The 21,416-nt window shown below is 69.7% G+C and carries 19 protein-coding genes, 1 tRNA gene and 1 pseudogene; 12 read left to right on the forward strand and 9 right to left on the reverse strand.

Features of this window, described 5'->3' with window-relative positions; genetic code table 11:
• Positions 1 to 292 precede the first annotated feature (292 nt).
• Both RPX00_RS06875 and RPX00_RS06880 read right to left on the reverse strand, forming a co-directional pair.
• A complete protein-coding gene (locus RPX00_RS06875) occupies positions 293 to 1,207 on the reverse strand; it encodes a MazG family protein (protein WP_406638539.1) in 915 nt (304 codons plus the stop codon).
• Entirely contained in the window at positions 1,204 to 2,202 is a 999-nt protein-coding gene (locus tag RPX00_RS06880) for a hypothetical protein (protein ID WP_406638541.1), read from the reverse strand. The genes RPX00_RS06875 and RPX00_RS06880 overlap by 4 nt, the downstream gene beginning before the upstream one ends.
• Positions 2,203 to 2,283: 81 nt before the next feature.
• On the opposite strand from RPX00_RS06880, the gene RPX00_RS06885 reads away from it, so the two are divergent.
• Positions 2,284 to 2,697, forward strand: coding sequence for a hypothetical protein (locus RPX00_RS06885; protein ID WP_406638543.1), 414 nt, complete (start codon positions 2,284 to 2,286; stop codon positions 2,695 to 2,697).
• Positions 2,698 to 2,780: 83 nt separating this feature from the next.
• Here the strand turns inward: RPX00_RS06885 and mfd are convergent, their stop codons facing one another.
• On the reverse strand, positions 2,781 to 6,341 hold the full coding sequence (mfd, locus tag RPX00_RS06890) for a transcription-repair coupling factor (RefSeq protein ID WP_406642809.1): 3,561 nt from the start codon (positions 6,339 to 6,341) through the stop codon (positions 2,781 to 2,783).
• A 24-nt stretch (positions 6,342 to 6,365) separates the two neighbouring features.
• Entirely contained in the window at positions 6,366 to 7,307 is a 942-nt protein-coding gene (locus tag RPX00_RS06895; protein ID WP_406638545.1) for an LLM class flavin-dependent oxidoreductase, read from the reverse strand.
• A gap of 88 nt (positions 7,308 to 7,395) precedes the next feature.
• On the opposite strand from RPX00_RS06895, the gene RPX00_RS06900 reads away from it, so the two are divergent.
• Positions 7,396 to 8,172, forward strand: coding sequence for a helix-turn-helix domain-containing protein (locus tag RPX00_RS06900; RefSeq protein WP_406638547.1), 777 nt, complete (start codon positions 7,396 to 7,398; stop codon positions 8,170 to 8,172).
• Here the strand turns inward: RPX00_RS06900 and RPX00_RS06905 are convergent.
• Positions 8,150 to 8,656 carry a DedA family protein gene (locus RPX00_RS06905; protein WP_406638549.1) on the reverse strand — a complete coding sequence of 169 codons (507 nt, stop codon included), beginning with the start codon at positions 8,654 to 8,656 and terminating at the stop codon, positions 8,150 to 8,152. The genes RPX00_RS06900 and RPX00_RS06905 overlap by 23 nt on opposite strands.
• Positions 8,628 to 9,233 (reverse strand): class I SAM-dependent methyltransferase, encoded by a 606-nt coding sequence (locus RPX00_RS06910; protein WP_406638551.1) that lies wholly within the window; start codon positions 9,231 to 9,233, stop codon positions 8,628 to 8,630. The genes RPX00_RS06905 and RPX00_RS06910 overlap by 29 nt, the downstream gene beginning before the upstream one ends.
• Before the next feature lie 130 nt (positions 9,234 to 9,363).
• Between RPX00_RS06910 and RPX00_RS06915 the strand changes: the two genes are divergently transcribed.
• From RPX00_RS06915 to RPX00_RS06925, 3 genes are read left to right on the forward strand one after another with little or no spacing between them, the layout of a single operon-like run.
• Positions 9,364 to 10,503: a sensor histidine kinase gene (locus RPX00_RS06915; protein WP_406638553.1), complete on the forward strand. Its 1,140-nt coding sequence runs from the start codon at positions 9,364 to 9,366 to the stop codon at positions 10,501 to 10,503.
• Positions 10,500 to 11,153 carry a response regulator gene (locus tag RPX00_RS06920; protein ID WP_406638555.1) on the forward strand — a complete coding sequence of 218 codons (654 nt, stop codon included), beginning with the start codon at positions 10,500 to 10,502 and terminating at the stop codon, positions 11,151 to 11,153. Before RPX00_RS06915 ends, RPX00_RS06920 begins: the two co-directional genes overlap by 4 nt.
• A 19-nt stretch (positions 11,154 to 11,172) precedes the next feature.
• On the forward strand, positions 11,173 to 12,324 hold the full coding sequence (locus RPX00_RS06925) for a PQQ-dependent sugar dehydrogenase (RefSeq protein WP_406638557.1): 1,152 nt from the start codon (positions 11,173 to 11,175) through the stop codon (positions 12,322 to 12,324).
• A 2-nt stretch (positions 12,325 to 12,326) separates the two neighbouring features.
• Here RPX00_RS06925 and RPX00_RS06930 read toward each other — a convergent pair whose 3' ends face one another.
• Entirely contained in the window at positions 12,327 to 13,043 is a 717-nt protein-coding gene (locus RPX00_RS06930; protein WP_406638559.1) for an SDR family NAD(P)-dependent oxidoreductase, read from the reverse strand.
• 31 nt (positions 13,044 to 13,074) lie between these two features.
• On the opposite strand from RPX00_RS06930, the gene RPX00_RS06935 reads away from it, so the two are divergent.
• From RPX00_RS06935 to RPX00_RS06945, 3 genes are read left to right on the forward strand one after another with little or no spacing between them, the layout of a single operon-like run.
• A complete protein-coding gene (locus tag RPX00_RS06935) occupies positions 13,075 to 13,608 on the forward strand; it encodes a MarR family winged helix-turn-helix transcriptional regulator (protein WP_406638561.1) in 534 nt (177 codons plus the stop codon).
• A gap of 10 nt (positions 13,609 to 13,618) precedes the next feature.
• Positions 13,619 to 14,017, forward strand: coding sequence for an NUDIX domain-containing protein (locus tag RPX00_RS06940; protein WP_406638563.1), 399 nt, complete (start codon positions 13,619 to 13,621; stop codon positions 14,015 to 14,017).
• On the forward strand, positions 14,017 to 14,397 hold the full coding sequence (locus RPX00_RS06945) for a VOC family protein (RefSeq protein WP_406638565.1): 381 nt from the start codon (positions 14,017 to 14,019) through the stop codon (positions 14,395 to 14,397). The genes RPX00_RS06940 and RPX00_RS06945 overlap by 1 nt, the downstream gene beginning before the upstream one ends.
• Before the next feature lie 4 nt (positions 14,398 to 14,401).
• Here RPX00_RS06945 and RPX00_RS06950 read toward each other — a convergent pair whose 3' ends face one another.
• Together RPX00_RS06950 and RPX00_RS06955 are read right to left on the reverse strand one after the other, a co-directional pair.
• On the reverse strand, positions 14,402 to 14,992 hold the full coding sequence (locus RPX00_RS06950; RefSeq protein WP_378300397.1) for a TetR family transcriptional regulator: 591 nt from the start codon (positions 14,990 to 14,992) through the stop codon (positions 14,402 to 14,404).
• Positions 14,993 to 15,130: 138 nt separating this feature from the next.
• Positions 15,131 to 16,090, reverse strand: a complete 960-nt coding sequence (locus RPX00_RS06955) for an acyl-CoA desaturase (protein WP_406638567.1) — start codon at positions 16,088 to 16,090, stop codon at positions 15,131 to 15,133.
• 197 nt (positions 16,091 to 16,287) lie between these two features.
• On the opposite strand from RPX00_RS06955, the gene RPX00_RS06960 reads away from it, so the two are divergent.
• The 4 genes and pseudogenes from RPX00_RS06960 (at position 16,288) to RPX00_RS06975 (ending at position 20,647) form a co-directional block, all read left to right on the forward strand.
• A tRNA-Gln gene (locus tag RPX00_RS06960) sits at positions 16,288 to 16,359 on the forward strand.
• 90 nt (positions 16,360 to 16,449) lie between these two features.
• Positions 16,450 to 18,128: pseudogene (locus RPX00_RS06965) on the forward strand (diguanylate cyclase domain-containing protein).
• A 45-nt stretch (positions 18,129 to 18,173) separates the two neighbouring features.
• On the forward strand, positions 18,174 to 19,670 hold the full coding sequence (glmU, locus tag RPX00_RS06970; RefSeq protein ID WP_406638569.1) for a bifunctional UDP-N-acetylglucosamine diphosphorylase/glucosamine-1-phosphate N-acetyltransferase GlmU: 1,497 nt from the start codon (positions 18,174 to 18,176) through the stop codon (positions 19,668 to 19,670).
• Positions 19,667 to 20,647 (forward strand): ribose-phosphate diphosphokinase, encoded by a 981-nt coding sequence (locus RPX00_RS06975; protein WP_182889785.1) that lies wholly within the window; start codon positions 19,667 to 19,669, stop codon positions 20,645 to 20,647. The genes glmU and RPX00_RS06975 overlap by 4 nt, the downstream gene beginning before the upstream one ends.
• Positions 20,648 to 21,416: the final 769 nt, after the last annotated feature.

A 21,416-nucleotide genomic window follows, 5' to 3' on the forward strand; every position in this document is an offset into this window, starting at 1 on the left:
AGAACCCGAGCACTACGCCACAGGCAGGCACGCCCCTGGCACGACGCGCAGTTGCGCCGGAACGCTCGCCGCCGCCCGGCCGGGCCGCTGCCGCGCGGCGCCTCCCCGCGGACTAGGTCGCTGCGGCGCAGCGCCTCCCAGCGGACCAAGCCGTTGCGGCGCAGCGCCTCGCCACGCTCGTCCGGACGCAGCAGCCGCGCCTCCGGGCACAGCGCGCAGCCGTGCCCGTGCAGATAGACACCAAGCGCGGAGTCAGCCTCGGCGGCCTACAGCCAGCGAACCGCACCTCAGCTCAAGCCGAGGGCCAGAACTTCCGCCATCCCTCGGCCTCCAGCGTGGCCGGTTCGACCCCGGCCTTCCGAGCCGCCGCCTCGGCCGCCCGGATGTCGCGGGCGAACTGTTTCGCCACCGCGCGCAGCTCGCCTTCGGGGTCCAGCCCGCCCCTGCGCGCGGTCGCCGCCGTCCGGAACAGCTGGGCGGGTGCGGAAGAATCCTGCGGGAACAGGTCGAGCGGGATTCCGGCCCGGCCGCTGCGCTGGCCCAGTTTCCCGGCCAGCGCGACCGCGGGCTGGCCGAGCGCCACACCGTCCACAATGGACTTACGCTGTTTCTCGGCCTGCTTCAGCTCTTCCCACCTGAGTTCCTGATGCTCAGCCGTGGCGATCCGGGCCGCGTCGGCGAAAACGTTGGGGTGGCGGCTGACCAGTTTGTCCACCAGGTCACCGGCGACGTCGTCGATGGTGAAGGGCGCGCGGCCGTGTTCAGCGGCGACGCGGGCGTGGAAAAGCACCTGCAGCAGGACGTCGCCCAGCTCCTCGCGCAGGGCCGCGCGGTCGTTGTCCTCGATGGCTTCCAGCAGCTCGTACGTTTCCTCGACCAGGTACTGCCGCAGGGATTCGTGCGTTTGCCGGGCGTCCCACGGGCAGCCACCCGGGGAGCGGAGACGGTCCATGACCTCGACCGCTTCGAGCAGCGGCGGCACGGGCGTCTCGATGAGCTGCGCGCCGGCCGCGAGCATCGCGGCCGCGGTCGGTTCCGTGCGGGAAGCGGCGAGCAGCACGATGTCCCCGGAGGACTGGCCTACCGGCGGGACACCGAACTGCGCGGGATCAACGTCGGTTCCGGCATATACCGCGCCGTTGCGCAGGAGGGGCAGCGCCACCGCGGGCAGCGTCGCACCGCGGACCAGGACGACGGTGCCGGTCACTGCTGCGCCGGGGCACCGCCGCGCACCGGCACGGCCACGCCCGTGACCTCGGCCGCGCTGGGAGCGAGGTTCATGCCGACCGGGTCCCACACGCCGTAACGCGGGTTGATCTTGAAGTCCACATTCCCAACATACGGCTGCAGCATCCGCACGCCGATCGCACCCAGCTGAGCCGCGGTCGGCTGCTGGACCTGGTCGGTGGCGACCTTCGCGTCCGTCGTCCGCTTCCGCACCACGGCGGTGACCCACCAGGTCGGCGCGCTCGCCGGGTTCGGCTGGAACGCGATCGCGGTGTTCGCGGGCACGCCGAACAGCACGGTCGCGGCGTCCTGCGGCGACGACAGCGCGGGCGCCTGCTGGCCCACGTTGCCCTGCGCGCCGCTCTGGAGGTCGGCCTGGAGCTTGCCCGGGTTGCCCGCGTACTCCTCGGCCTTGGCGATGGCCTGGCTGCGCGCGGCCTTCGGGTCGATCGACGGGGCCTGGCTCTCCGAGGTCGGCGCGCCGATGCTGGTGTAGTCGAAGTTCACCGACAGCGTCGGCAGGTACTTCAGCGCGATCCGCTGCTGCAAGTACTGGTCGGTGATGGCCTCGCGGTGATCGCGCAGCCGCCAGACGAGCTGGGTGACCGCCGCCGACTGGTCCTGCGTGACGGCCTCGGGCACCGGCGACGCGAGCGGATCTTGTTGCATGGCCTCGCTGACGGTGGCCTGATCGACCGCGATGCCTTCCTTCTGCGCGGCCTTGGCGACGACCTCGTGCAGCAGCTCCTGCCGGACGATCTCGCGCCCGACGAGGTCGAGCTGGTGCCGCGAAGCGAGCTGCCGGGCGTACGGCTGCTCCTGCACGGCGCGGTCGAGCAGCGCCTGAACCTGGTCGATGGTGGTGACCTGACCGTCGACGACCGCGGCGGTGCCCACCTGACTGGGACCGGCACCGCATCCGGCGAGGAGGAAACTTCCGGCGAGAACGGCGCCCAGCGCACGGCGGCGCCCCATGATCCGCATCACAGGCCCTACCCTCTCACATGCCCTCGAAACGCAACACCATCGAGGCATTCAGCGGGCTATTGTCGACATATGGACTCTTGGTTGTCGATCGAAGTCCTTGACGGGGCCTTCGCGGCGAGCGCGTGGCAACGTGCTCACGGCGACCGCCTGACCGAGGCCGCGCTGACCCACGGCGCCGAACAGTGGAACTGGCACGTCCACCGCTGGGGCGTGACGCTGGAGATCGAGTTTTCGTCGGAGGAGAAACGGGATCGCTTCCGGCACCTGCCCGCCGTGACCGCCGCGCTCGACGCGGTGCCGGACCCGGAACACGGCCTGCTGGTGTATCCCGGCCGCGGCGGCGGTTCGGGCTCCCGGGTACCGCGACGTCCCCGGCCGCTGCCGATGTCCGGCTGCGGTGCGCTGCCGACGCCGCAGGAGGAAGTGTCGCTGCGGCTCGCTACGGCGGAACCGCCGGGATTTGAGGTGTGCTCAGCGAGCTGAACCCCGGCGGAAGCACACCGCGAGCGCGATCGGTGCCTCGCGATAAGCACCGATCGCGAGGCACCACCGCTCGGGCTAGCCGATCACACCGCCGCCGGGGTTTTCGTCAGCTGCGCCAGCAGCTTCGTGCACCAGTCGAGCAGTTCCTGGTCCCGCAGCACCGGTGCGCCCATCCGGCCGCCCGCCGGGCCCTCGGTTGGCTTCGGCACTGACACCGTGTTGGTGACCGCCTTGTACAACGCCTTGGGGTACAAGCGTTTCAGCCGCACCAGCTGCGAGTCCATCAGCGGCAGCGGCGCGAACCGGATCGTGTTGCCCTGTACCGCTACCTCGGTGACGCCGGCGGCGCGACAGGCGTGCCGGAACGCCGCGACCGCGAGCAGCCTCGTGACCGGGGCGGGCGGCTGGCCATAGCGGTCGATCAGTTCCTCGCGCACCGCGTCGAGCGCTTCGGTGTCCGGGGCCGCCGCGATCTTGCGGTACGCCTCCAGCCGCAGCCGTTCGCCGGGGACGTAGTCGTGCGGGATGTGCGCGTCCACCGGCAGGTCGACGCGGACTTCGGCCAGTTCCTCGTCATCCGCTGGCTCCGCGCCCGCGTGCCGCCGGAAGGCCTCGACCGCTTCGCCGACGAGCCGGACGTACAGGTCGAACCCGACGCCCGCGATGTGTCCGGACTGTTCCGCTCCGAGGATGTTGCCCGCGCCGCGGATTTCCAGGTCCTTCATCGCGACCGCCATGCCCGCACCGAGTTCGGTGTTCTGCGCGATGGTGGCGAGCCGATCGTGCGCGGTCTCGGTGAGCGGTGCTTCCGGCGGGTACAGGAAGTACGCGTACCCGCGTTCGCGGCCACGTCCGACGCGGCCGCGCAGCTGGTGCAACTGGGCGAGGCCGAGCATGTCGCCGCGTTCCACGATCAGCGTGTTGGCGTTGGAGATGTCCAGGCCGGTTTCGACGATCGTGGTGCAGACGAGGACGTCGTACTCGTTCTCCCAGAAGCCCTGGATGATCTTTTCGAGCTTGTCCTCGTTCATCTGCCCGTGCGCGGTGACGACGCGCGCCTCCGGCACCAGCTCGCGGATCCGTTTCGCCGCCTTCTCGATCGACGACACCCGGTTGTGCACGTAGAACACCTGACCGTCGCGCAGCAGCTCGCGCCGGACCGCGGCGCCGACCTGTTTGTCGTCGTACGCGCCGACATAGGTCAAGATCGGATGCCGGTCTTCCGGCGGGGTGAGGATGGTCGACATCTCGCGGATGCCCGCCAGCGACATCTCGAGCGTGCGCGGGATCGGCGTCGCCGACATGGTGAGCACGTCGACGTGTGTGCGCAGTGCCTTGATGTGTTCCTTGTGCTCGACGCCGAACCGCTGTTCCTCGTCCACGATCACGAGGCCGAGGTCCTTGTAGCGGATGCCGGTCTGCAGCAGCCGGTGCGTGCCGATGACGATGTCGACCTCGCCGTCGGCGAGCTGCTCGAGGATCCGGTCCGATTCGGCCTTGTGCGTGAACCGCGAAAGGCCCTTGATGGTGACCGGGAACGACCGCATCCGCTCGGTGAACGTGTTCAGGTGCTGCTGCGCGAGCAGCGTGGTGGGCACGAGCACGGCCACCTGCTTGCCGTCCTGCACCGCCTTGAACGCCGCACGCACCGCGATCTCGGTCTTGCCGTAGCCGACGTCGCCGCAGATCACCCGGTCCATCGGGACGCCACGTTCCATGTCCGACTTGACCTCGTCGATGGCCGCGAGCTGATCGTTGGTCTCGGTGAAGGGGAAGGCGTCTTCCAGCTCGCTCTGCCACGGCGTGTCCGCACCGAACGCGTGCCCGGGCGCGGCCTGGCGGGCGGCGTAGAGCTGCACCAGTTCGGCGGCGATCTCCTTGACCGCTTTTTTGGCGCGCGCCTTGGTGTTCTTCCAGTCCGAGCCGCCGAGCTTGTTGAGCGTGGGCAGCTCGCCGCCGACGTAGCGGGACACCTCGTCGAGCTGGTCGGTGGGCACGAACAGCCGGTCTCCCGGCTGACCGCGCTTGGACGACGCGTACTCCAGCAGCAGGTACTCGCGGGTCGCGCCGGCGACCGTGCGCTGCACCATCTCCACGAACCGGCCGATGCCGTGCTGGTCGTGCACCACGTAGTCGCCCGCCTTGAGCGCGAGCGGGTCGACCGCGCCGCGGCGGCGCGACGGCATCTTCGTGTTCAAGTCCTTTGTGGACGTTCCGGCGTTCGCGCCGCGGCCGGTCAGATCCGCCTCGGACAGCACCACGAGCGCGCGCTCCGGCGAGACGAAGCCTTCGGCGAGCCCGCCGCAGGTGACCGTGACGACCCCGGCCGGCGGCACGTCCGCCAGCTCCTCGACGTGCTTCGCCGGGACCTCGGCCGCCATCAGCTGCTCGACCGCGCGGCTGGCGGTGCCCTGCCCGGCGACGACGAGCACGCCGGTGCCGCCGGACGCCAGATGCGCGCGCAGGTCGGTCATCGCGCGCTCCAGCTCGCCCCGATACGCGGGAGCCGGCTCGATGCCGACGCGGTACACATCCGGGTCTTCGCTGGTCAGCTGGGTGAGCGTCCACCACGGGCGCTTCGTTTCCTGCGCGTGCGCGGCGATCTCGGCCAGATCGCGGTACGCCGACGCGCCGAGGTCGATCGGGGCCTGCCCGCCCGCCGCGGCGGTGGTCCAGGAGGCTTCGAGGAACTCCTGCCCGGTGCGGACGAGGTCGGCCGCGCGGGCGCGGATCTTCTCCGGATCGGCCAGCAGCACGTGGCTGCCCTGGGGCAGGGCGTCGGTGAGCAGGGCCAGTTCGCCCTCGCACAGCACCGGGATGAGCGCCTCCATGCCCTCGACCGGGATGCCGTCCGACAGCTTGGTGAGCATTTCGGCCAGGTGCGCGTCGGCCTCGTACGTGGTGGCCAGCTCGGCGGCACGCGCCTTCACGTCCGGCGTGAGCAGCAACTCGCGGCACGGTGGCGCGGTGACCCGCTGGATCTCGCCAGGGAGCGATCGCTGGTCCGCCACCGCGAACGCGCGGATCTCGCTGACCTCGTCGCCCCAGAACTCGACGCGGACCGGATGCTGCGCCGTAGGCCCGAACAGGTCGAGGATGCCGCCGCGGACCGCGAACTCGCCGCGCTTCTCGACCATGTCCACCCGCGTGTACGCCAGCTCGACCAGCCGTTCGAGCAGGTCCTCGAAGCTCTGCTCCTCGCCGACGACCAGGTCGACCGGCGCGAGCGAGCCGAGGCCGGGCGCCATTGGCTGGATGAGACTGCGCACGGTGGCGACCACGACGCGCAGCTGTTCGTCGCCAGTGTGCAGGCGGTGCAGCACTTCCAGCCGCCGCCCGACCGTGTCCGCGCGCGGCGAAAGCCGCTCGTGCGGCAGCGTCTCCCAGGACGGGAAGTCGGCCACGCGCTCGCGGCCGAGCAGCGCGCCGAGCGACGCGGTCAGCTCGTCGGCCTCGCGCCCGGTGGCGGTGACGGCCAGCACCGGACGGCCCGCGCCGCCGCGCTCGGGGTCTTCGGCCAGCGCGGCGGCCACGAGCTGCCGTACGGCGACAGCGCCTTGCAGTTCGAGCAGTGGGGCTCCGGCGCGCTCGACAACACCGCGCAGCGCCGGGTCGGGAAGGATGGCTTGGAGGAGTCCGGACAGTACAGCGTCGGTCACCGTCCCAGCCTACGTCGCGGCACCGACAGGTTTCCGCTCCCCGGCGATCACCTCCGCCAACAGGGGCAGCTGCCGCTCCACCGCGCCGGGCTCCAGCGACCCGACCCGCAACAGCACGTGTTCGGCGCCAGCCTCGGCGTATCGGCGCACGGTCGCCGCGACCTCCTCAATCGGGCCGGTCACGGTCGCCTGAATGGTGCTGATCTGCGCCAGCGACCGTTGATAAGTCGCCTGTGCGTAGTCCTCCAGGACGCGCTGGCCCCGTCGCGGGTCGGGGTCGACGTAGACGGTCAGGAACAGCGACGGGGTGATCGGGCGGTCCGTGGCGGCGCGGATCGTCGCCAGGCCAGCCGCGTAATCCGCGGGATCCGGCGGATACGGGAGCCAGCCGTCGTAACGCCGCGCGGTGCGGCGAAGCGCGGCCGGGGTCGCGCCGCCCAGCCAGATCGGCGGGCCGCCGGGGCGGGCGGGCCGGATCGCCGGCGGCAGCCAGTCGTAGTGCAGCACCTTCCCGTGGAACGAGCGCGGTTGCCCGGTCCACAGCTCGCGCCAGAGCGCGACCACGTCGTCCAGATGCGAGAACCGGGTCCGGAAATCAACCCCGGCCAGCTCGAACTCCCGCTCGCTGAAGCCGGGGAAGCCCGCGCCGACGCCGACCGCCAGCCGTCCTTCGGAGATGAGGTCGACCGACGCGAGGGTCATCGCGGTCTGCACCGGATTCCGGTGCGCAGGCAGCAGCACCGCGGTCCCGACGGTGACGCGTTCGGTTGCCTGCGCGACCGCGGTGAGCAGGGTCAGCGGTTCGATCCGAGGCCGGGAAAGCGAGTCACCGGCCCAGATCGACGCGAACCCGAGCCGTTCGGCTTCGCGGGCCACTTCGACGAGGGCACGCGGGGTGCCACCTGCTTCGAGCTGCGCCTGTCCGGCGGGAAGAAGAAGTCCGAATTCCACGCCACCGACGATCCAGCGCGGCCCGGTGTCCCGGCAATTCCCTGCGGGGAATGGCCCGGCGCCATCAACGTCGACAAGAATCGCGCAGGTGCCCACCTCGTTCGCCGACGCCCTGCGCGACGCCCGTTCCCGCCGCCGGCTCAGCCAGCTCGACCTCGCGCTGAAAGCCGGGACGACGCAGCGCCACGTCAGCTTCATGGAACGCGGCCGTTCGCTGCCCGGCCGCGGCATGGTGGTGCGCGTCGCCGAGGCGCTCGGCCTGCCGCTGCGCGAGCGCAACGCCCTGTTGCTGACCGCCGGATACGCGCCGGTCTACCCCGAAACGCGGCTGGACGACCCCGCGCTCACGCCGGTGCTGGAATCGCTGCAAGCACTGCTCGCCGGGCACGAGCCGTACCCGGCGCTGGTCGTGAACCGCTACGGCGATCTCGTCGCGGCGAACGACGGTTTCGACCTGCTCACCGAGGGCGTCGCGCCGGAGCTGCTCGAACCGCCGATCAACGTGCTGCGCCTCGCGTTGCACCCGCGCGGGATGGCTCCGCGGATCCAGAACTTCGCCGATTGGGCGCAGCACGTGCTCGAACGCCCTCGCCGTGGTCTGGCACACGGGCCCGATCCGCGGCATCAGGCGCTGCTGGACGAACTCACGGGCTACCTGCCCTCGCCGGGCGAGCCGTCAGGCGACCATCTCGGCTTCGCCGTACCGCTGCAGCTGTCCAGTTCAGCGGGCGAACTGCGGCTTCTCACCGCGATCACGCAGTTCGCCACCGCGGTCGACGTGACGGTCGCCGAGCTGAGCCTCGAAACCTTCCTGCCTGCCGACGCTTCAACCGCAGAGCTGCTCAAGGCGCGACCCAGCCGGTGACCTGCCCCATCGTCAGCTCCACGCCCGCCCACAGCACCGCCGCGCACAGGCTTCCGACGAAGAAGCGTCGGTACGACAGTCCGGCCGAACCGGCGACGCGCGGCACGAGAGTGCGTACGCCAGCGAGGCACCGTCCTAGGACGACTGCTGGTACGCCATAGCGCGCGACGGTCGCTTCGGCCTTGTCCCATTTCGCTTCGCCGATCCGCTGTCCGACGCGGGACCGACGCAGCTTCGGCCCCCACAGTCGGCCCTCCCAGTACGCGAGCTGGTCCCCAGCGAGTGCCGCCGCGACGCAGACCGTGAGAGCTGGCCACAGCTGTAAAGTCCCGCGCTGCACAAGGAAACCCATGAGCAGCAAAGTGGACAGCGTCGGCAGCACGATGCCGGGCAACAGCGCTGTCTCGGCCATGATCACCAGCGCGCAGACGCAGTAGACGAGCGGCGCGGGAGCGTCAAGAAGCGGCTGAAGCAGGCTGCCCATAGCGGTCCAGTCCCGACCGCACCGGCAAAGCCGCGCGGTACACGTACGCAGGCGGCAGGTTCCGCCAAACCACGCTGGTGCGTTCGACGACCGCGAAGCGGCTTCGCAACAACCGTGCGAACCGACGCGCTGGCGGCGTCCAGGCGGTGTGCGCGTACGCGAAGGTGGTGAAGCGGCCTTGTGGCGAAAGCACCTCGCAGACGGAGTTCAGTACGGCGATCTGCGGCGCAGCGTGCATAGCTGTCCACGGCAGACCGGAGACCACCACGTCGACCGGCATCGTCACGTACGCAGCGACGTGCTCCGCGGAGCCTTCCGCGACGTGCAGCGACGGGAAGCGCGCGCGTAGCTCCTGTACGAGATGCGCGTTGATCTCCACCGCGGTGAAGTGCGCGTCGCGCGGAAGCATGCGAAGCAGCGCTTCGGTGAACACGCCCGTTCCCGGCCCCAACTCCACCACGCTGTGCGCGCTCTCGACGCCCAGCCCCGCAGTCATCACTCCGGCCAGCCGCTCCGAACTGGCGGCGATCGCGCCGGTGCGCATCGGATGCCGGAAGAACTCCCTGGTAATCGACATGTTTCGACGGTAGGAAGCGGCGCGGTCGTCGCGGATCGGCTCGGTCGGCGGGAAAAGTCGTCCGCTCGGAGGACCACGGCCATCCTCCGGAACGACGCGCGCGACGACGATCCCGCGTTACGTTCGTCTTGTGCGTGGACTGGTTACGTGGGTGCGCAAGCAGCGCTGGTTGCTGGACTTGCCGCTGTACGCCGTCTTCGTCTCCCTCGGGCCGAACATCGTGGAGCAGGACACGTGGCTGCTGAAGATGTTCCCGGTGCTGTTTCTGCTGCCGCTGCTGGTGCGTCGCCGCTACCCGCGCACCGTCGCGGTCCTGATCCTCATCGGGGTACTGATCGTCTACACGAACGAGGTGTGGGCGCATGACCGCGGCCGTAGCGACCTCGCGATGGCAGTCGTCCTGTACACGCTCGTCAAAGCCGGTGACAGATGGTTCATCGCCTTCGCGGTAGCCGTCGCGGGGCTCGACACACTGTGGGGCTTCACGTGGGGCACCGGCACCCAGAACCCCACTCTCACCATCTTCGGTGCACTACCGCTGTACTTGGCTGCCTGGGCCCTCGGTGCGTTCTTCCGCGCGAGAGAACAACTCGTCGAAGAAGAACGACTAAGAGCCGAGCTGGCGGCATCCGAGGAACAAGCCCGTAGCCGCGCTTCAGTCGCCGAAGAACGCACGAGGATCGCGCGCGAGCTTCACGACGTACTCGCGCACAGCATGAGCGTGATCGTCCTGAACGCCGAAGGCGCGAAGCTCGCGCGCCACCAGGATCCCGACGCTGTCGACCGTACGCTCGACACCATCAGCAAAACCGGCCGTTCCGCGCTCGCCGAACTGCGGCGGCTGCTGGAAGTCATGCACGCTGGCGAACCCGCGCGCGCTCCGCAGCCGACACTCGACCAGTTGCGCTCGCTCGTCGCACAGTCCGGCCGCGATATAACGCTAGAAGTCGACGGCGACATCGCCGACCTGCCCGCCGGTGTCGCGCTGCAGGCGTACCGCATCGTCCAGGAGGCATTGACCAACATGCTCAAACACGCGCCGCCCGACGCGAGCGGCCGCGTCCGGGTCACGTTCACCGGCCCGGAAATCCGCGTCGAGGTCACCAACTCCGGCGGACGGGAACCGGCCGCGGCGGGACTGCCCGGGTCCGGACGCGGGCTCACCGGCATGGCCCAGCGCGTCGCGATGTACCACGGCAAGCTCGAAACCGGCGCGCTGCCGGACGGCGGCTACCGCGTGGCGGCCACGCTGCGGACGGACGCCGCATGACGTCCGTGCTGATCTGCGACGACCAGGAACTGGTGCGCGTCGGGCTGCGGATGATCGTGGACAGCCAGCCCGACCTGGAGGTGATCGCCGAGGCCGGCGACGGCGCGGAGGCCGTCGAACTCGCCCGCGCCCAGCGGCCGGACCTCGTGCTGATGGACGTGCGCATGCCGGTGCTCGACGGCGTCGCGGCCACCGCGCAGATCTGCGCCGAACTGCCGGAAACCTCGGTCCTGGTGATCACGACGTTCGATCTCGACGAGTACGCCTACTCCGCGCTTCGTGCCGGTGCCAGCGGGTTCCTGGTCAAGGACGCGCCGTCGGACGAGATGCTGGTGGCCATCCGCGGCGTGCTGCGCGGCGACGCGATGGTGTCGCCGTCGGTCACGAAACGCCTGCTCGACCGCTATCTCAGCGCCCACCGGACGCCGCTGGACGAGCAGAAACTCGAGACACTGACCGAACGCGAGAAGGACGTGCTCGGCCTGATCGCGCGCGGGCTGTCGAACACCGAGATCGCCGGGACCCTGTTCATCGGCGAGACGACGGTGAAGACGCACGTCGGACGGCTGCTGAACAAGCTCGGGCTGCGGGATCGGGTGCACGCGGTCGTGTTCGCGTACGAGTCCGGATTGGTACGTCCCGGCGGCTGAATCGGGGCATGCTGGACCCATGCGTCTCGTCGCGTTGTTCGCCGCCGTCCTGCTGCTCGCCGCCTGCTCGGCCGCGCCCGCGAGCGCACCGGCGAAGCAGGAGCCGGGCCGGTTCGCCGTGCAGCAGGTCGCGGACGGCCTCGAACACGGCTGGGACGTCGCCTTCCTGCCCGACGGTTCGCTGCTCGTCCCGCAGCGCCCCGGCAAGCTCACGCTGATCCGCGACGGCCGCAAGACCGACGTGCGGGCCGATTTCTCCGACGTCCTCGTGCAGGGCGAAGGCGGTCTGATGGGCCTGGTCCTGGCAGCGGATTTCGCGACGTCGCGCGAGTTCACCACCTGCCAGACCCACCAGGAAAACGGCCGCGCGGTGGACGTCCGGCTCGTCACCTGGCGGCTCGCCGGCGACGGCGCGAGCGCGGCCAAGGTGCGGAACCTGCTGACCGGTCTGCCGGTGAACCCGAGCGGACGGCACTCCGGCTGCCGCCCGACGCTCGCTCCCGACGGCGCGCTGCTCGTCGGCACCGGCGACACCGCACGGTCCACCGTGGCGCAGGACCGGCACAGCCTCGGCGGCAAGGTGCTGCGAATCAACGCGAAGACCGGGGAGCCGTTGCCGGGCAACCCCTTCCTGTCGTCCGCGGACCCGAACGAAAAGCGGATCTACACCTACGGCCACCGCAATGTGCAGGGCGTCGCGATCCGGCCGGGCACCGGGCAGGTGCTCACCTCCGAGCACGGACCGACATTCGACGACGAGGTGAATCTCCTGCGGGCAGGCGGAAACTACGGCTGGGATCCGTCGAAGGGCGGTACTGACGCGGACTACGACGAGAGCGTGCCGATGACCGACACCACCCGGTTCCCGGACGCGGTACGTCCACTGTGGACCAGCGGCTCGGTCACCGAGGCGACCAGCGGCGACGCGTTCCTCACCGGCAAACAATGGGGCGCGAACGAAGGCGCATTGGCCGTGGTGGCGTTGAAGGGCCAGAAACTCCTGCTGCTGCACCTGGACGCCGCCGCGAAGGTCACCGGAGTCACGCTTCCCGCGGAATTCAACGACAAATTCGGCCGGTTGCGAGCCGTCCGGAGCGGGCCGGACGGCTCGCTGTACGTGACGACTTCCAACGGCAGCAACGACAAAGTGCTGCGCGTGACCCCCGGCTGAGGTCAGCCGACGTACGCTCCGCCGTTCACGTGCACCACCTGACCGGTGACGTGTCCGGCTTCCGGGGAGGCCAGGAACCGCACCACCTCGGCGACATCGTCCGGCTTGCCCGCCCGCTTCGTCATCGTGTTCTCGACCAGCTGTTCCCGCCGTTCCGCGGAGAGTTTGCCGCGGAAGAATTCCGTGTCCACGATCAGGCCCGGCGCGACAATGTTCGCGGTGATCCCGCGCGGCCCGAATTGACGAGCGGTTTCGGTATTCCACACCTCCACCGCCGCTTTCGCCCAGCCATACGACTCGGCACCGGTGTGGCCCGCGATCGAACCGATGGTGACAATGCGGCCGTTGTCGGCCAGCCGCTCCCGCAACGCCGCCGTCACGAACGCGGCGGAGAACAGATTGGCCCGGATGTTGGCCGTCCAGGCAGCGTCCAGCGCCTTCAGGCCGCCACCGTCTTCGCGCAGGAAATCCGTGTTGCCGCCAGCGTTGTTCACCAGCACGTCGACCCGCTCGGGCAGCTGGTCGCGCGCCGCCTCGACCGCCTCGGGATCGCTCGCGTCGAAGCTCACCGCACGCGCGCCGAGCAGCGTCGCCGCCTCGGTGAGCACGTCCTCGCGCCGCCCGGTGATGGTGACCCGATCCCCGGCGCGGACAAACGCCGCGGCGATCGCGTACCCGATTCCGGTACTGCCCCCGGTCACTACTGCTTCCCGTTTCATCCGCACGTCCTTTATTGCTAAAGTACCTCTCGTGAACGACGGTACCGGCGGCGGGGAAAACCCGTCAAGCGACGAGGTGGACGAGATCCAGCGGGCGTGGCTGCGCGAGCGGCCGGGCACGCCGGTGTCGTCCATCGGCGTGATCACGCGGATCTGGCACATCGCGAAACTGCTGGAGGACGACCGGCGCGCGACCATGCTGGAACTGGGCATGGACGCGTCCACCCGCACCCTGCTCAGCACACTGCGCCGGGCCGGGCCGCCGTACCGGCTCAGCGCGGGCGAACTCGCGAAACGCTGCCGGGTCAGCCCCGGCGCGATCTCCCAGCAGACCGCCCGCGCCGAACGTGACGGCCACGTCCGCCGGGTGAAGTCCACTTCGGACCGTCGCGCGGTGTACGTCGAGCTGACCGAGGCCGGACACGAGCTGATCGAACGCACTGTCGGGGATCTGCTGGAGCACGAGGAAACCTTGGTGTCCGCGCTGTCCCCGGCCGAACGCGACCAGCTGGCCGACCTCCTGCGCGTTCTGCTCGCAGACCTGGACCGGCGGGCGCGGAGGTAGGGTGGCTGGCATGTCCTCAATCGACAAAGTCGCCTGGCTGCACCTGGTCGACGGCAAGCTGCTCGCCGCGCGCTCAGCGGGCAAGGACACCTGGTACCTGCCCGGCGGCAAACGCGAAGCGGGCGAGACGGACGTCGAAACGCTGGTCCGGGAGATCGCTGAGGAGCTGAGCGTGCAACTGGACCCGGCTTCCGCGCAGCCGGCCGGGGTGTGGGAAGCGCAGGCGCATGGCAAAGCGGACGGCGTCGTGGTGCGAATGACCTGCTACACCGCGGATTACACCGGAGAGCTGAAGCCGAGCAGCGAGATCGAGTCGTTCGGCTGGCTCACGCACGCCGACCACGACCAGGTGTCGGCGACGGTCCAGCTGATCCTCGACGACCTGCACGCACAAGGAAAACTGGCCTGATGCTGCGCCTCGGCATCACGGTGCTCGGAGTCGCCGACGTCGAACGGGCCCTGCGGTTCTGGTCCGAGGCGCTCGGGCTCGTCGAGGACCCGGAATGGGCGAGCGAAACGTGGCGGACGCTCGCCCACCCCGGCGGCGCGCACGCGCTGGGATTGATGCGAAGCGAGTCGCCCGCCGAACCGAAGCCGCGCTTGCACCTTGACCTCTATACCGACACCGCGGACGAGCAGCGCGCCGAGGTGGAACGGCTGATCGGGCTCGGCGCCCGACGGGTCGACTGGGACCTTTACCCGCCGAAGCCGGACTTCGTGGTCCTCGCCGACCCGGACGACAACCTGTTCTGCGTGGTGGATCTGAGCAACGCGCCGTCCGGCGGCTAAGGATTCAGCCGAGCAGCCGGGGCTTGTTTTCCAGGTGGGACAACCCGTTCCAGGCGAGGTTCACCAGATGCGCGGCGACCTCGTCCCGCTTCGGTTTGCGCGCGTCCAGCCACCACTGCCCGGTAAGCGCGACCATGCCGACGAGCGCCTGCGCGTAGAGCGCGGAGAGCTTCTCCTCATACCCGCGCGCGGCGAACTGCTGCGCGAGAATGTGCTCGACCTGACTGGCGATGTCGTTGAGGACAGTCGAAAAGGTGCCGGTGGAACTGGCGACCGGGGAATCACGGACGAGAATGCGGAACCCGTCGTGGGAATCCTCGACGTAACTCAGCAGCGCGACCGCGGCCTGCTCCAGCATCACCCGCGGGTGTCCACCGTGGAGCGTCGACACCATCCGATCGAGCAGCAGCTGCGTCTCGCGGTCGACGACGACGGCGTAAATGCCTTCCTTGCCACCGAAGTGCTCGTAGACGACCGGCTTGGACACGTTCGCCCGCGCGGCGATCTCCTCAATCGAGGTGCCGTCGAAACCCTTCTCGGCGAACAAAGCGCGCGCCACGTTGAGCAACTGCTGCCTGCGCTCGGTGCCCGTCATGCGCACCCGCGCGACCGGTGCGGCCGGCCGCGCCCCGGTGACCGCCGCTTCTCGTTTAGCCCGTCGTCTCCCCGCCATTCGCAGCAGGGTAGTCGTGAGTGGTAATCCCGGCTCTAACCGGGATTACCACTCACGACGCTACTTAGCCTCAGCCGCGATCCGGGCCAGCCGCTGCGGAGTCGGCCACCGCACGTCGTGCACCCAGCCGAACTTCTCGAACATCCAGATCAGCCGCGCCGACATGTCGATCTGGCCGCGCTTCACGCCGTGCCGGGCCGAGGTCGGGTCGGCGTGGTGCAGGTTGTGCCAGGACTCGCCGAAGGAGAAGATCGCCAGCGGCCAGAAGTTCGCCGAACGGTCGCGCGCGGCGAACGGGCGCTCGCCGATCATGTGGCAGATCGAGTTGACCGACCAGGTCACGTGGTGCAGCACGCAAATCCGGACCAGGCCAGCCCAGAAGAAGGCCGTCACCGCGCCCCACAGCGACCACGAGATCAGCCCGCCGAGCAGCGCCGGCAGGAACAGGCTCACCAGCGACCACAGCCAGAACAGGTCGTCGACCTTGCTGATCGCCTTGTCCTTCACCAGATCCGGCGCGAACCGGCCCTGGTTGCTCTTGTCGCGCTCGAACAGCCAGCCCATGTGCGCGTGCCAGAAACCCTTGGCGATGGCCAGCGGCGAGGTGCCGTACGCCCACGGCGAGTGCGGGTCGCCGTCGCGGTCGGAGAACGCGTGGTGGCGCCGGTGGTCGGCCACCCAGGTGATCACCGGCCCCTGCAACGCGATGCTGCCCGCGATCGCCATCACGACCCGCAGCCACGGCTTCGCCTTGAACGAGCCGTGGGTGAAGTAGCGGTGGTAGGCGACCGTGATGCCCAGCCCGCTGATCCCGTAGAACACGACGAAGAGCGCGACGTCCAGCCAGGTCAGCCCCCAGCCCCAGGCGAACGGAACCGCGACCAGCAGCGCCACGATCGGCAGCAGCACCCCGAAGTACACCGAGAACTGGACCCCGATCGACCGCTGTCCTTCGATGATCGGCTTGGGGCCCTTCGGCGGGTCGCCCGCTGACTGAGAACGATCGAGGGTGGCCGTCATGCGCTCACTTCTTTCCTCTCACAACCCCTTGCGAAGGGTGCCCTTACCTACGGTGTCGTAAGTTACGGTACAGGAGGTTTCCGGCGCTGTGGAGGCCCGAAAAGTCCGATTGCCCGATGCCCGGGACGGCTCTGTGGCGCACGCCTCCCCCTCCTGGCGCCCCCGTCCCCGATCATCGCTATCCTGACCAGGACCGATCCGCCGTAGTGTAATCGGCAGCACTTCAGATTTTGGTTCTGACAGTTCAGGTTCGAATCCTGGCGGCGGAGCTGCACATCCGGCGAGGGCGATGGGAGTGGGGGCGGCTGAGCGAGGAACCGAGCGACCCCGCGGGCGCCCGTCGCCCGACCCTGGTCGAGATGTCGGACGCGTGGCTGGTCGGGCGCGCGCGGGAACTCATCGCGGCCGTACAGCGCCAGGAGCACGAGAATCAGCTCGAGATCGTCAAGATCATGGACGAGCTGCTCGACGAGACTCTGCGCCGGGGGAACCGACGCTCGTCGCCCAGCTGCTGCGCGCCTCCGCCTTCGCCCGGCTGGTCACCCGCGGCCTCGCCGCCGAGGCCGAACCCCGGCTCGACGAGATGCTCGCGCACACCCGGCGGCACGGGCTGTCCCTGCTCCGCGCGGACGCACACGCGCTGCGCGGGCGCCGGCTCGTGCTCGCCGCGCAGGAGGACGCCGCGCTCACCGAGATCGCCCGCGCGCTCGCGATCCTCGACGATTCCACGATTCCGGACCGCCAGGTCGGCGTCCGCAACTGGAACCGCATGCAGTCGATGGCGCTCATCGACTGCTGGATCGTGCTCAACCAGCTCGGCGTGTACGAGGCCGCCGAAGAGGTGATCGGCCGCGCGCACCAGGCGATCCGGGAAAGCGCCAGCCCGCACGAGATCACGCTGCAGCTGATGAACCGGGTCAAGATGCTGCTCGGCTGGGGCCTGCGGCTCGAGCGGATCGAGCAGTACGACGAATCAGCGGAGAAGTTCCGCACCGCCGCGTCGATGGCGGTGGCCGCGGAAGGCCCGTTCGCCGAATCGCTGTTCCCGCGCAAGATCGGCGTGTCCGCGGTCGACCAGGTCGGCGTGCTGGCCGCGGCGCTCGCGCTGCACGATCCGTCCGCCGAGCACGTCGAACGGCTGCAGGGCATGCATCTCGGCCATCACTACCCGCACGAGCAGGAGCTGGTCGCGATCGCGCTGGCCCGCTGCCTCGACCAGGCGGGCCGCCGCTCCGACGCGCTGCAGGTGCTGCGCGAGGCCCGCGACGTGCTGGCCGAGGACGTGTCGCAGCCGTCGATGCGGCTCACCCTCTCCCGCGAACTCGCCCGGCTCGACCCGGAGGCCGCGAGCCAGTCGCTGATCGACTACGCGACCGCGCTGGAAACCGAGATGTGGGCGCTGCGCGAATCGCAGATCGCCACGCTGAACGCGCGTCGCGAGCATGAACGGCTTTCCGCCGAGCACGGCGCGATCACCCAGCAGGCGCTGCAGGATCCGCTCACCGGCCTGCCGAACCGCCGCGCGCTCGACGAACGGCTGCGCTCGCTGGCGTCGTCGGCGGACGCGCAACCGCTCGCGGTCGCGCTGGTCGACCTCGACGGGTTCAAGGGCGTCAACGACAAGCAGTCGCACGCCGAGGGCGACAATGTTTTGCGTGTTGTCGCAAGCACTCTGCGCGACGCTTTGCGCGGCGACGACGTGGTGGCCCGCTACGGCGGCGACGAGTTCATCGTGCTGCTGCCCGGAGCGCCGGCGTCGGCGGCGAAGATGGCGCTCGGCCGCGCGGCCAAATCTGTCGCGACCCTGCCGCATCACCTTTCGCACGGTGTGACGTTGTCCATTGGCCTGGTGTCGCTGCGTCCGCAGGAGCGGGCCGAACAGGTTCTCGCGCGCGCGGATGCGGCGATGTACGAAGCGAAACGCGGCGGCGGCAACCAGGTGGCGTCGGCCAACTCGATGGCTGGCGACGGCACGGGCGGCTGGCCTGGGGAAACCGCTCCGACCGACCCCGCGTGGAGCGCTGAGGACCCCACGTAGGATCGTTGGTGCTCGTCAACGCACCGGTGAATCGTTGGGAGACTCGTGAGCGGCCCGCTGAGCACGCTGATCCTCGCTGCGGGTGAGGGCACCCGCATGCGTTCCTCCACTCCTAAGGTGTTGCACCCGATCGCCGGAAGGCCGCTGGTGGAACACGCTGTGCGCGCCGCCGCCGGCCTCGCGCCGCAGCATCTGGTGGTCGTGATCGGACACGGCCGCGACGCCGTGCGCGCCGAACTCGACCGGGTCGGGCAGGCACTCGGCCGCGAGGTCGCCACCGCCGTGCAGGAAGAGCAGAAGGGCACCGGGCACGCCGTTTCGTGCGCGCTGGCGGAGCTGCCGGAAGGACTCACCGGCACCGTGGTCGTCAGCTACGGCGACGTTCCGCTGCTGGACACCGAAACCCTGGAATCGCTGCGCGCCGAGCACGCCAAGACGGGCAACGCGGTCACCGTGCTCACCGCCGAGGTCGCCGACCCGACCGGCTACGGCCGCATCGTGCGCGGCGCCGACGGGTCGGTCAGCGCGATCGTCGAGCACAAGGACGCGACGCCGGAGCAGCGGGCGATCACCGAAATCAACTCCGGGGTCTACGCCTTCGACGCGTCCGTGCTGATCGACGGCCTGTCGCGGCTGTCCACCGACAACGCGCAGGGTGAGCTTTACCTCACCGACGTCCTCGGCATCGCCCGCGAGGACGGCAAGGGCGTCGGCGCGCTGGTCGTCGAAGACCCGTGGGTGACCGAGGGCGTGAACGACCGGGTGCAGCTCTCGGTGCTCGGCGCGGAGTACAACCGCCGGATCGTGCGCCGCTGGCAGCGCGAGGGCGTCACGGTCACCGACCCGAACACCACCTGGATCGAGGCGGACGTCACGCTCTCGCGCGACGTGCTGATCGAGCCGAACACGCAGCTCAAGGGCCATTGTTCGGTGGGCGAGGGCTCCGTTGTGGGCCCGGACACCACGCTGACCGACGTACAGATCGGCGCCGGCGCGTCGGTCGTGCGCGTGCACGGTTCGGGCTCTGAGCTGGGCGACGGCGTCAACGTCGGTCCGTACACGTACCTGCGCCCGGGCACGAAGCTCGGCGCGAAGGGCAAGCTGGGCGCGTTCGTCGAGACGAAGAACGCGCAAATCGGCACCGGTACGAAGGTGCCGCATCTCACTTATGTAGGCGACGCGATCGTCGGCGATCACAGCAACATCGGCTGTTCCAGTGTGTTCGTGAACTACGACGGGGTGGCCAAACACCAGACCGTCGTGGGGTCGCATGTCCGGCTTGGGGCGGACAACACGCTGGTCGCGCCGGTGCGGATCGGGGACGGCGCTTACAGTGGAGCCGGTGCGGTGATCCGCGACGACGTCCCGCCTGGCTCACTGGCGCTGTCGGCCGGTCCGCAGCGCACCATCGAAGGCTGGGCGGTCCGGCGCAGGCCGGGGACGCCCGCGGCGGAGGCAGCGGAAGCTGCTCTCGCCGCCCAGCAGCAGGACACCGTTGTGTCCGAGTCAGCAGCAGGAACCGACGGGGAGTCGCCAGCATGAGTCCGAAGTCAGGTACGCCGAAGAAGAATCTGATGCTCTTCTCCGGCCGTGCGCACCACGAGCTTGCGGAAGAGGTCGCGAAGCACCTCAACGTGACGATCACCCCGCAGACCGCGCACACGTTCGCCAACGGCGAGCTGTTCGTGCGGTTCGAGGAGTCGGTGCGCGGTACCGACGCGTTTGTGATCCAGGCGCACACCACGCCCATCAACGAGTACGTGATGGAGCAGCTGATCATGGTGGACGCGCTGAAGCGCGCGAGCGCCAAGCGGATCACCGTGGTCATGCCGTTCTACCCGTACGCGCGCCAGGACAAGAAGCACAAGGGCCGCGAGCCGATCTCGGCGCGGCTCATCGCGGACCTGTTCAAGACCGCGGGCGCGGACCGGATCATGACGGTCGACCTGCACACCGCGCAGATCCAGGGCTTCTTCGACGGCCCGGTCGACCACCTCATGGCGCAGACCGTGCTCGCCGACCACATCAAGGCGACCTACGGCGACGCGGACATCACGGTCGTCTCGCCGGACTCGGGCCGCGTGCGGCTGGCCGAGAAGTGGGCCCAGCAGCTCGGCGACCGGCCGATCGCGTTCATCCACAAGACCCGCGACCCGGACAAGCCGAACCAGGCCGTGGCCAACCGCGTGGTCGGCAAGGTCGAGGGCAAGCTCTGCGTGCTGATCGACGACATGATCGACACCGGCGGCACGATCGTGAAGGCCACCGAAGCCCTGTTGGAAGAGGGTGCGGCGGACGTAGTCATCGCGACCACGCACGGCATCCTCTCCGACCCGGCCACCGAGCGGCTGTCGCAGTGCAAGGCGCGCGAGGTCATCGTGACGAACTCGCTGCCGATCCCGGAGGAAAAGCGCTTCCCGGGCCTGACGGTGCTGTCCATCGCCCCGATGCTCGCGGAAGCCATCCAGCAGGTCTTCGAGGACGGCTCGGTCACGTCGCTCTTCGACGGCAACGCGTGACGCGGACCGCGCCAGCCTGACTGGAGCAGGGCTGCACCAGCCCTGACCGAAGCAGTGGCACCCCGGGCCCTTGGCGGAAACGTCAGGGGCCCGGTGTCATGTCGAGGCCGTGCGCGGTGTCGAGCCCGGCAGGCCCTGCGCTGTGGCGAACCCGGCAGGCCCTGCGCTGTGGCGAGGCTCTGCGCCGTATCGAGCCCGGCAAGCCCTGCGCTGTGGCGAACCCGGCAGGCCGTGCACCGTGCCGAGCCCAGCAGGCCCTGCGCCGTGGCGAACCCGGCAGGCCTGCGCGGTGGCGAACTCGGCTGGCGCTGCGCTGTGGCGAGACCCTGCGCCGTATCGAGCCCGGCAACATCGTGCCGTGTCGAGCCCGGCCGCCCTGCGCCGTATCAAGCCCCGCAGCCCTGCGCGGTATCGAGCCCGGCAGCATTCCGGTCACCCGAGAGCGACGCCCGACCGCGGCGACACATTCGAGCCCGACCGGTCGACCAAACCCATCCGACCGCGGCGACACATTCGGGTCCTGCGGGTCGGCCAAACTCGCCCGACCGCGGCAATACGTTCGAGCCCGACCGGTCAGCCAAACCCACGCGACCACGACGACGCTTTCAGACCTGACGGATCGGCCAAGCCCAGCACAACCATGGCGATACGTTCGAGCCCGACTGAGTCAGCCAAGCCCAGGAAGTCGCGCCGATTCCGGCCGCGACGCCTCATTCCAGCGGCACCCACGAGGACCCGACCCAGGCCCGCCCCGACGGCACCACAACGC

The organism is Amycolatopsis sp. WGS_07, from assembly GCF_045278895.1.
Classification (GTDB): domain Bacteria; phylum Actinomycetota; class Actinomycetes; order Mycobacteriales; family Pseudonocardiaceae; genus Amycolatopsis.

Bases quoted from the DNA above. Each gene is read 5' to 3' on its own strand.
- RPX00_RS06905 (WP_406638549.1), bottom strand. From the start codon at position 8,656: ATGGGCAGCCTGCTTCAGCCGCTTCTTGACGCTCCCGCGCCGCTCGTC.
- RPX00_RS06920 (WP_406638555.1), top strand. From the start codon at position 10,500: ATGACGTCCGTGCTGATCTGCGACGACCAGGAACTGGTGCGCGTCGGG.
- RPX00_RS06910 (WP_406638551.1), bottom strand. From the start codon at position 9,233: ATGTCGATTACCAGGGAGTTCTTCCGGCATCCGATGCGCACCGGCGCG.
- RPX00_RS06925 (WP_406638557.1), top strand. From the start codon at position 11,173: ATGCGTCTCGTCGCGTTGTTCGCCGCCGTCCTGCTGCTCGCCGCCTGC.
- RPX00_RS06880 (WP_406638541.1), bottom strand. From the start codon at position 2,202: ATGGGGCGCCGCCGTGCGCTGGGCGCCGTTCTCGCCGGAAGTTTCCTC.
- RPX00_RS06885 (WP_406638543.1), top strand. From the start codon at position 2,284: ATGGACTCTTGGTTGTCGATCGAAGTCCTTGACGGGGCCTTCGCGGCG.
- RPX00_RS06945 (WP_406638565.1), top strand. From the start codon at position 14,017: ATGCTGCGCCTCGGCATCACGGTGCTCGGAGTCGCCGACGTCGAACGG.
- RPX00_RS06955 (WP_406638567.1), bottom strand. From the start codon at position 16,090: ATGACGGCCACCCTCGATCGTTCTCAGTCAGCGGGCGACCCGCCGAAG.
- RPX00_RS06950 (WP_378300397.1), bottom strand. From the start codon at position 14,992: ATGACGGGCACCGAGCGCAGGCAGCAGTTGCTCAACGTGGCGCGCGCT.
- RPX00_RS06975 (WP_182889785.1), top strand. From the start codon at position 19,667: ATGAGTCCGAAGTCAGGTACGCCGAAGAAGAATCTGATGCTCTTCTCC.
- RPX00_RS06930 (WP_406638559.1), bottom strand. From the start codon at position 13,043: ATGAAACGGGAAGCAGTAGTGACCGGGGGCAGTACCGGAATCGGGTAC.
- RPX00_RS06940 (WP_406638563.1), top strand. From the start codon at position 13,619: ATGTCCTCAATCGACAAAGTCGCCTGGCTGCACCTGGTCGACGGCAAG.